Source organism: Pararcticibacter amylolyticus (genome assembly GCF_003130405.1).
Taxonomy (GTDB): domain Bacteria; phylum Bacteroidota; class Bacteroidia; order Sphingobacteriales; family Sphingobacteriaceae; genus Arcticibacter; species Arcticibacter amylolyticus.
This window is the reverse complement of record NZ_QEAS01000017.1, coordinates 1-8,678: the sequence shown is the minus strand read 5'-3', so window position 1 is coordinate 8,678 and position 8,678 is coordinate 1. Positions and strand designations below refer to the sequence as shown.

9 protein-coding genes, 3 tRNA genes and 1 pseudogene are annotated in these 8,678 nt (G+C 42.8%); 12 read left to right on the top strand and 1 reads right to left on the bottom strand.

What is annotated here, in order from left to right:
• Positions 1-86: 86 nt before the first annotated feature.
• The 4 genes from rpsF (at position 87) to mtgA (ending at position 1,984) form a co-directional block, all read left to right on the top strand.
• Positions 87-461 (top strand): 30S ribosomal protein S6, encoded by a 375-nt coding sequence (rpsF, locus tag DDR33_RS18550; RefSeq protein WP_109417305.1) that lies wholly within the window; start codon positions 87-89, stop codon positions 459-461.
• Positions 461-724, top strand: a complete 264-nt coding sequence (gene rpsR, locus DDR33_RS18545) for a 30S ribosomal protein S18 (RefSeq protein ID WP_109417304.1) — start codon at positions 461-463, stop codon at positions 722-724. Before rpsF ends, rpsR begins: the two co-directional genes overlap by 1 nt.
• A gap of 16 nt (positions 725-740) precedes the next feature.
• Entirely contained in the window at positions 741-1,184 is a 444-nt protein-coding gene (gene rplI, locus DDR33_RS18540; protein ID WP_109417303.1) for a 50S ribosomal protein L9, read from the top strand.
• Positions 1,185-1,255: 71 nt separating this feature from the next.
• Positions 1,256-1,984, top strand: coding sequence for a monofunctional biosynthetic peptidoglycan transglycosylase (gene mtgA / locus DDR33_RS18535; protein WP_109417302.1), 729 nt, complete (start codon positions 1,256-1,258; stop codon positions 1,982-1,984).
• Between the two features lie 53 nt (positions 1,985-2,037).
• On the opposite strand, the gene DDR33_RS18530 is transcribed toward mtgA, so the two are convergent.
• On the bottom strand, positions 2,038-2,514 hold the full coding sequence (locus DDR33_RS18530) for an ABC transporter ATPase (protein WP_317047457.1): 477 nt from the start codon (positions 2,512-2,514) through the stop codon (positions 2,038-2,040).
• A gap of 265 nt (positions 2,515-2,779) precedes the next feature.
• On the opposite strand from DDR33_RS18530, the gene DDR33_RS18525 reads away from it, so the two are divergent.
• From DDR33_RS18525 to DDR33_RS18490, 8 genes and pseudogenes are all read left to right on the top strand, one after another.
• Positions 2,780-2,855: transfer RNA gene (locus DDR33_RS18525), tRNA-Phe, on the top strand.
• Positions 2,856-3,257: 402 nt separating this feature from the next.
• Positions 3,258-3,332, top strand: a tRNA-Val gene (locus DDR33_RS18520).
• 451 nt (positions 3,333-3,783) lie between these two features.
• Positions 3,784-3,856: transfer RNA gene (locus DDR33_RS18515), tRNA-Phe, on the top strand.
• 145 nt (positions 3,857-4,001) lie between these two features.
• Positions 4,002-5,093 carry a glycoside hydrolase family 43 protein gene (locus tag DDR33_RS18510; RefSeq protein WP_109417300.1) on the top strand — a complete coding sequence of 364 codons (1,092 nt, stop codon included), beginning with the start codon at positions 4,002-4,004 and terminating at the stop codon, positions 5,091-5,093.
• A gap of 200 nt (positions 5,094-5,293) precedes the next feature.
• Complete coding sequence (locus DDR33_RS18505; RefSeq protein ID WP_109417299.1) at positions 5,294-6,520, top strand: hypothetical protein; 1,227 nt, start codon at positions 5,294-5,296, stop codon at positions 6,518-6,520.
• Positions 6,517-7,575, top strand: coding sequence for a sensor histidine kinase (locus DDR33_RS18500; RefSeq protein ID WP_238387858.1), 1,059 nt, complete (start codon positions 6,517-6,519; stop codon positions 7,573-7,575). Before DDR33_RS18505 ends, DDR33_RS18500 begins: the two co-directional genes overlap by 4 nt.
• 14 nt (positions 7,576-7,589) lie before the next feature.
• Positions 7,590-8,357 (top strand): LytR/AlgR family response regulator transcription factor, encoded by a 768-nt coding sequence (locus DDR33_RS18495; RefSeq protein ID WP_109417298.1) that lies wholly within the window; start codon positions 7,590-7,592, stop codon positions 8,355-8,357.
• Between the two features lie 128 nt (positions 8,358-8,485).
• Positions 8,486-8,678, top strand: a pseudogene (locus DDR33_RS18490) (hypothetical protein); the annotation flags it as partial.

The following is an 8,678-nucleotide window of genomic DNA, read 5'->3' as shown; positions in this document are numbered from 1 at the left end:
ATCATAAACGTTTGGTATTTATTGGTTTTATTCCTACATTTGCGCTCCCTTAAAGGGATTAAGTAATTGATAATTAATTTAATAAAATGCAACAGTACGAAACAGTAATCATTCTGACCCCGTTGTTATCTGATGATGCTGCAAAAGAGGTAATTGCAAAATTCCGCAGCATTCTTACTGATAACGGAGCCGAGATTGTTCATGAGGACAATTGGGGTTTGAAGAAACTAGCGTATCCTATAGAAAAGAAAACTACAGGATACTATCACCTAACAGAATTCAAGGCTCCGGGTGAATTAATCAGCAAATTGGAGGTTGAATACAAGCGTGATGAGCGTGTTATGCGTTTCCTTACCGTTGCACTCGACAAACATGCTGTAGCATACAACGCGAAAAAACATAGCGGTGCTTTCCTGAAAAAAGCTAAACCAGAAACATCGAATGAGGAGGTAGCAGGATAATGGCAAGAGAACAGATTCAATACGTAACAGCTCCTAAAGTAGAGGACACCCGTAAAAAATACTGCCGTTTTAAAAAGAACGGAATCAAGTATATTGATTACAAAGACGCTAACTTCCTTTTGAAGTTTATCAATGATCAGGGTAAAGTATTACCACGTCGTTTAACAGGGACTTCTCTGAAATTCCAGCGTAAAGTAGCGCAAGCTGTTAAGCGTGCCCGTCACATTGGTATTTTACCTTATGTTACTGACTCATTAAAATAAGCGGAGGGTATAGCAAATGGAAATTATTTTAAAACAAGATATTAAGAACCTCGGCGAGAAAGACGATATCGTAAACGTTAAGCCAGGTTATGGACGTAATTATCTTATTCCACAAGGCTTCGCTGTTTTAGCTACAGGGTCAGCAAAGAAAGTACTTGCTGAAAACCTGAAGCAGGCACAGTTCAAGCAGGAGAAAATCAAAAACGATGCTCTTGCAATCGCTGCACGTCTTGAAGGAGTAAAATTAACTATCGGCGCTAAAGCTGGTGAAACAGGAAAGATCTTCGGTGCTGTAAACACTATTCAGGTTGCTGATGCCCTGAAGAAAGAAGGTTTTGAAGTGGACCGCCGCCGCATCACTTTTGAAGCTGAACCTAAATTTATTGGTGAGTATGTTGCCAATCTTAATCTTCATAAAGAAGTTAAAGTTCAGGTTCCTTTTGAAGTTGTAGCTGAATAAGATAGTTTTTTATCAGAATATTTAATAAAAAGGCACTCTGCTAAAGGGTGCCTTTTTATTTTTGTACCGTCATGCCATCTAAAAGAAAAGGTAAATCATCAGGTCCGTCTCTTCGCTTTGCCAATATATTCAGAATCGTAAAAAAAGTTTTAGCTTATTTTTTTGCTGTTACCATATTGTGGGTCATTGTTTACCGTTTCATAGATCCTCCGGTTACCTGGCTTATGCTCCAGAGAGGGTTTGAGCGTAAGGCTGCAGGTAAAACGTGGAAGCTCGACAAGAAATGGCGCGATTTCGATGAGCTGTCAAACAATCTCAAATGTGCTGCCATATCCGGGGAGGATGCCGGATTCATGAACCACTGGGGATTTGATGCAAATGCCATTCAGAAAGCGTACCTGAAAAATAAAGCCGGGAAGCCAATGCGGGGAGGAAGTACAATAAGCCAGCAAACAGCCAAAAATGTCTTTCTGTGGCCGGGCAGGTCATGGATCAGAAAAGGGTTCGAAGCGTACTTCACCATATTGATAGAAATATTCTGGAGTAAGCAGCGAATCCTGGAGGTCTACCTGAATGTAATAGAGATGGGGGACGGGATTTATGGCGCTGAAGCCGCTACATTGCATTATTACAATAAGCCTGCAGAAAAGTTAACCAAAAGGCAGGCTGCATTGCTGATTGCTGTTTTGCCCAATCCCCGCCGCTGGCAACCCTCTAACCCCACGAAATATATCAACTATAAAGCCGCGCTGATCAGGCGGAATATGCGCATTATAGGGAAAAAACTTTCCTTCGAATAATCATTACGCCATCTATGATATCTGTTGAAGCTGTATAATGCAGATCGATTATATTATGAGGCATGGATCTGGAAAAAACGAGGGTGCCAGCTTTCACTGAAGGGAATTTCCCAGCTTGTTTCCAGTTCTTTTTTCCTTTGGACCGTATTGTTAAAAACGATCGTATCATCGTTAATGACACCTTCCTGAAGCAGCTTTTCAAATTCTTCTTTGCTGCATGAGATTACTTCATCCCCTCCCTTGTACGCCATATTAAAGCGATCGAACAGGTTAACTTTAAATTCCTGCTCAAGTTCCCGGATTACTTTAGATAATTTATCAATAGAACAGCCGCTTGCTCCGGCAACAGATTCATCCACCATCAGAATGATAAACCGGTTATACCTGATTTCAGCCGCAGCTGCTAATTTATGTTCGTGAGCGTGCCATCCTGCTGTGAAGTCATTCAAAACCTGTATTGCATGCTTGTTTTCCTCATCGCTAAAAGGCCTGTTAGCCTGGTAGATCCAGATTCTTGAGTTTTCAGACATTTCCATTTTGCAAAGTTACTAATTTCCTGTGGTCAGTATCCATCCTGCAACGTGGTACATGTACTTTCATTGTAAAAAACAGGATGCAACACGATCTGCTCCGTCCTCTTTGGCTAAGGCTAGTTAACTAACTGATTTAGAGTTTTTCCGTGCGGTATCTGTATGGCAGAAACCATTCTCTTTCCGGCTCAGAATACGCTTTTTTTTAAAAATGTTTTTTTATCCCGAAAAAGGCTCTATTTTTGCAGTCCCAACAAAAGGGAATGGTATCATAGCTCAGTTGGTAGAGCAAAGGACTGAAAATCCTTGTGTCGCTGGTTCGATTCCAGCTGATACCACCAAAAAAGAATGCCGCTAACCAGCGGCATTCTTGCTTTAGAACCGATATCATTTCTTTAAATCCTCTTTTTTAATGGTATCCGGGGTTCTGCGTCATCGCAGGGTTGGTGGTTATGGCAGGGACACAAGACACCTGTCGATTGCCGTAAGCCCGGTTTTTCTTTTTCAAAACGGCATCTGCGTGGCCTGTCCTTTTAGAATCAAGCCAGCGGTGACCTCACTCATAAAATAGCTCCGCCTGTCTTTTTTAAGTTTCGGAAATAACGGGTGATAAAGGCCTCCTGCGTGATTGATTATGGCCGGGTGCTCAAATAAAAAAACAAAATATTACTAATCATCTGTTTCTATTGATATATTTGCATCCTCTTCCGGGAAGCTGTCGCTTCTTCGGTAAGCAGCAAACAGGGAGTTTAGCTCAGCTGGTTTAGAGCACTACCTCGACAAGGTAGGGGTCACTGGTTCGAACCCAGTAATTCCCACAACAAATTTCCTGGACATCTTACATGACAGTAAGACGTCCAGGTCTCCTTCTTCTACAAATATTCCCGATCTTCTTTTAACCTTTCAAATGCCGGAAAAATCCATGTTTGAATAAGTGCTGTGAACATCCGAAAAGCAGTAAGGTATTGTTCTGTCATTAATTAGCAATACAGGGACACCTCTTTCTCATTCCTCCGGTAACCAGACGACGAAAGCCGGTCAGCCCATAGAGGAGAGCGGAACGGAACCGCTTTGTTATGCAAGCATCAGAGCGAGGGTGCAATAAAGCCTTTTGTTATCTCCTGTTTTAATATGTGTTCCCAATCTTCCTCCAAAATGCTTCGCAATGACCGCTGCAAATCCCTCTCATTCAGCCTTATTTAAGAGATTTTACAAATAAGCTTGACAGATTAATAAAAAACTCTATTTTTGCAGTCCCAACAACGGAATGGTATCATAGCTCAGTTGGTAGAGCAAAGGACTGAAAATCCTTGTGTCGCTGGTTCGATTCCAGCTGATACCACAAACAAAAAAGCCCATCTCAAGCGAGACGGGCTTTTTTGTTTGTGGTAAAGAATTGTCTTTGTAAAGTTTTTAAAATTTTACATAAATATTCCGTAATTCGAATAAATCGATTTATTTTTCCGCTTTCTGACTAATTATACATTATGAAACAAATCACGATATGTTTATCTCTTCTGGTGTGTGCAGTTCTGCATACTAATGTTTACGCAGGTTCACACAGCACATCTGTAAAAGACAGTTCTGCTTATAATAATCCTCAGAAGGTAGCTTTGGGGGACCCTTTTGTATTAAAGGATGACAATAAATACTATATGTACGGAACTGGCGGCGGCGCGGATAAAGGCTTTGTCGCTTACTCCTCTACTGATCTTAAAAACTGGGATCGGGTAGGACAGGTGTATCATAGTACTAATAAGAATGGATGGGGGATAGACGCTTTTTGGGCGCCGGAGGTATATAAGCGTAACGGAAAATATTATCTCTTCTACAGCGCTCAGTGGAAACATAACCCTACCAACGAAAAAGAAAACTTTAAGATTGGAGTAGCCATCTCGGATTCTCCCGCAGGGCCGTTTACAGACATGAAAAATGCTCCGATCTTTGATCCCGGGTATCCCATCATTGACGCGAACGTTTTGTTTGAAAACGGGAAGACCTATCTCTATTACTCCAGATGCTGCTACAAACATCCCGTAAAGAGCGAAGTCGCCGAATGGGCTAAAAAGAAAGGCTGGTATAACGAAATAGAGGAAAGCTGGGTTTATGGAGTAGAGCTGAAACCTGATCTGAGCGGAGTTATCGGGAAGCCGGTTTTGTTATTGCGGCCTCCGGTTAAGATGGCAAAAGAAGAATGGGAAAGCCGGTCTGTTACCGCTCACGAGGCTAACAGGCGCTGGACGGAAGGATCTTTTATCTTCAAAAATAAAAGTACCTACTATATGATGTATTCTGCCAATAACTTTGATGGTCAACACTATGCAGTCGGCTATGCTACTTCCAAATCACCGCTGGGACCATTTACTAAAGCCGCAAATAACCCGGTATTGCAGAAAAATGGCGAAGTTACTGGTACCGGTCATAATAGTATTACCCGTTCTCCCGATGGAAAGGAAATGCTTTGTGTTTATCATGGACGTACCGCTGCCACCGGGCATGAGCGTCTGGTATTCATAGACAAAATGAAGGTACTCGACAACGGAAAACTGGTTGTCTACGGGCCTACGGTTTCAAAGTAGACAGCCGTTTCAACGGCCCTGTGAGCGGATAGCAGGGAGATGACAAAAAGGAAAGGGCCGACGGATATTTGCCTGGCGCCGGCTCTCTGGTAGGTCTTTCTCCCGCTTCAGCCCCTCCTTGTCTCGTTTCAGCCGGTTTAATTTGATTGCAAACATTCAAACTCATAACTTGAAGGCCTTTGTATATCAAGTCTGTGAAGATGACTAAAAACATTCGTTTTGCTATTCTGATCTTTGTGTTTGCTCACGGTATTTTCGTTGCCCGTGGGCAGAGCATGAATTTTATATATGCGGATGTCGTTTTGAAAAATAAAGAAACGGTGTCCGGTATTATCAAATGGCATGACGGGCAGATGCTCTGGACTGACGTCTTTGTTGCTTACAAGAACAACACATCTTTGCTGAAATATCTTAATAAGGAGGAGCTTGAAAAGTTGAGCGGACAGGCAGAAGATCCGTCTCTCGACTGGCAGTTCATGAATCTCTGGAAAGATAAGCTTCCTGAAAGGCAAACGGAAATATTATGCCGTTTTGGCGATATTGTTTCCGTACATCTCACCGGGCCGGCAGATGCGCAGGTTTATTACAGAAACCGTTCAAAATCCAGGGTGACGATAACAGGACAGGACGGTGGCCCCGTTAAAAGTATAGAAGTATATAGTGCCGCAGCGAGAACCATTCCGTGGAATCAGATCAGCAGGATAAATTTCAGGATGAGTGACTATAGCGCGGTAAGCTGGAAACGCAAGCCACTATATGGCACGGTTTATACCATGAGCGGGCCGGTGACGGGATATATACGCTGGGATCAGAGTAAAAACCTTTCATCGCAAACCCTTTACGGGAAAAATGAAGAAGTGATAGCCGGGATAAAATTCTGGGATATTAAAAAGATTGCCAAGAAGGATAAAGGCGCTATCGTAACATTCAATTCGGGTAAGCAGGTATTTATGTATAACACCCGGGATGTAAGTGCGGCGAGCAGGGGAATTGTGGTATCGAGTCCCGACCTGGGCAGCTCAATAGTTGAATGGGGGGCGTTTAAGTCAGTTGTTTTTACTGATCCTCCCGACACCGTTAGCTATGCTTCTTTTTCTGCGCCCCGGAGGATTTACGCAAATGTCAGAACTACAGAGGGAAAAATAGTGAGAGGCAATTGTTCATTCGATCTCGACGAAGAGTGGGATTTTGAGTTACTGGAAGGCACAGGTAACAACATTCGCTACCAGATTCCTTTCCTTAATATTGCGGCCATGGTCCGCCTTAACGACAATCAGTCACGGGTCCAGCTCAGAAATGGAAAGAGCCTGGTTCTCGCAGACCACCATGATGTTTCGTCGCAAAACTGGGGACTGATCATCTGGCTGGCTAATTCAAAGTATCAGTATATTTCCTGGGGAGATGTTGCCGGCATTAGTTTCAGATGAAAATGAGAGGGAGTGAGAATAAAACCAGGCGGAAAAACGAAAGAAAAGGTCTTCTTTTATTAGGCCTGATCATTCTGATACTTTCGGTTACCAGCATTTTTTATTTGATGAGAAGCGGGCTGGAGCTTTATTATCTTGTTTCTTTACTGTGGATTGTAACCATCGTCTTCCTCTTATGGACCGGAAATAAATGCATATTCAACTATCTCGATGCCCGTCTTCCCTGGTTACAGAACATATCGAAACGTTTTTTCCTGCAGATACTGATCAGTTGTTTCTATTCTCTACTCTGTATCAACGGTACGTATTATCTGTTTAAGGTCCAGACTTCACTGACGGCTCCCGATCCGGCCCAGTTTTTTGTGCTGAATGTTTACGGCCTGCTTTTCATCATCCCGGTCCTGGCTGTTAATTTCAGCATCTATTTTGTCAGTCAATGGAAAAAGGCACATCTGCAATCCGATCAGCTGCGTGAGGAAAATCTTCGTACGCAACTCAATTCGCTAAGAATGCAGCTTGATCCTCATTTTCTCTTCAATAATCTCAATGTCCTGTCGTCTCTCATTGAAAAAGCCCCCCGTACTGCCCAGGATTTTCTCGACAAGTTTGCAGATGTTTACCGTTATGTCCTGGAGTATAAAAAAGAAGAATTGGTTGCTTTAAGTACCGAACTGGAATTTATTGAAGCGTATGTTTATTTACTTGAAAAGCGCTTTGGGGATCAGCTACAGATAGAAATGCCTGTTTCTTCAACCATTTCAGATTCTTTGTATATTCCGCCATTGTCACTGCAAATGCTGATAGAAAATGCATTAAAACATAATAAGATCTCTGGGGAAGGGCCGTTTATGATCCAGGTCCTTATAGAAAACGAACGCTGGCTTACGGTTAAAAATACATACCGGCCCAAAGAAGCTGCTCCCGGAAGGGCAGGAGGGACCGGGCTTGATAATATCCGCCGCAGATATGAGTACCTCTCTTCAGAAAATTTAATTATCCGGCAGGAGGAATCATTTTTTATCGTTAGTTTGCCGTTACTTGAAATTGTTGAATAGCCACCGTTTGTTAGATGCAAGTTCTGATTGTTGAAGATGAAGCCCCCGCTGTAGAGAGATTGGAAAATCTTTTGCTTGAGTATGATAAAGATATAGAAGTTCTGGACGCTCTCAATTCAGTAGATTCAACGGTTGAATGGCTTCAGTCGCATAAGGCACCCGATCTGATCTTCATGGATATACATCTCGCTGACGGGCTTTCTTTTGAAATTTTCAAGAAGGCGGAAGTGAAATGCCCGGTCATATTTTGCACTGCTTATGATCAGTACGCACTTCAGGCATTTGAAGTCAATAGTATAGGGTATTTGCTGAAACCTGTACAATACCAGCGGCTTGAAAACAGCCTCAATAAATTAAAGAATCTGGGTCGGTCCCGGCTGCCAGGCTTCGACAGTGATATGATGAGTGGCCTGATGAACCTCATCGGACAAAAGGATACCAGTTACAAGTCGCGTTTTATGGTGAAGATCGGCAATCGTATAAAAGCCGTAAAGACCAGCGATATAGCTTATTTCCATTCCCGCGATAAACTAACTTTCCTGGTAACCAGGGACGATCACAGTTTTCCCGTTGATTACTCTCTTGACGATCTTATCCAGCTTCTTAATCCCGCATCCTTCTTTCACGTCAACAGGAGCCTGATCATACATATTGACGCAGCGAAGGAGATTCATCCTCACTTCAAAGGCAGGTTAAAGCTTGTGCTTCAGCCCCCGCTTGATGAAGAAGTCATTGTCAGCAGCCAGAGGACACCACTTTTTAAAGTCTGGCTGGATCAATAGCAGTCCTGTTCATCCGGATATTTTCCTGTTCCGTCAGGCAAATATCCGGATGCATCTCCAATCTGTTCCTGTTTTCAGGATTAAAGCATTCCTTTATACTATATAAACCCGTTTTTATATACAGTTAAATGAAAAGGATTCACATTAAATCATCACTAGCAAGACTTTTATTTGCGTTACCGCTTACGGGTATCAGCTCATTCTCCGCCCACGCGCAGTACCCCGATATTCCGGCAGAAATTAAGGCACAGACCGATCAGTTCATGAAAGAAGGCTACCGCCGCTCCGACAGCGCCTGGTTAAAAGCCCTTCCGGTCATAG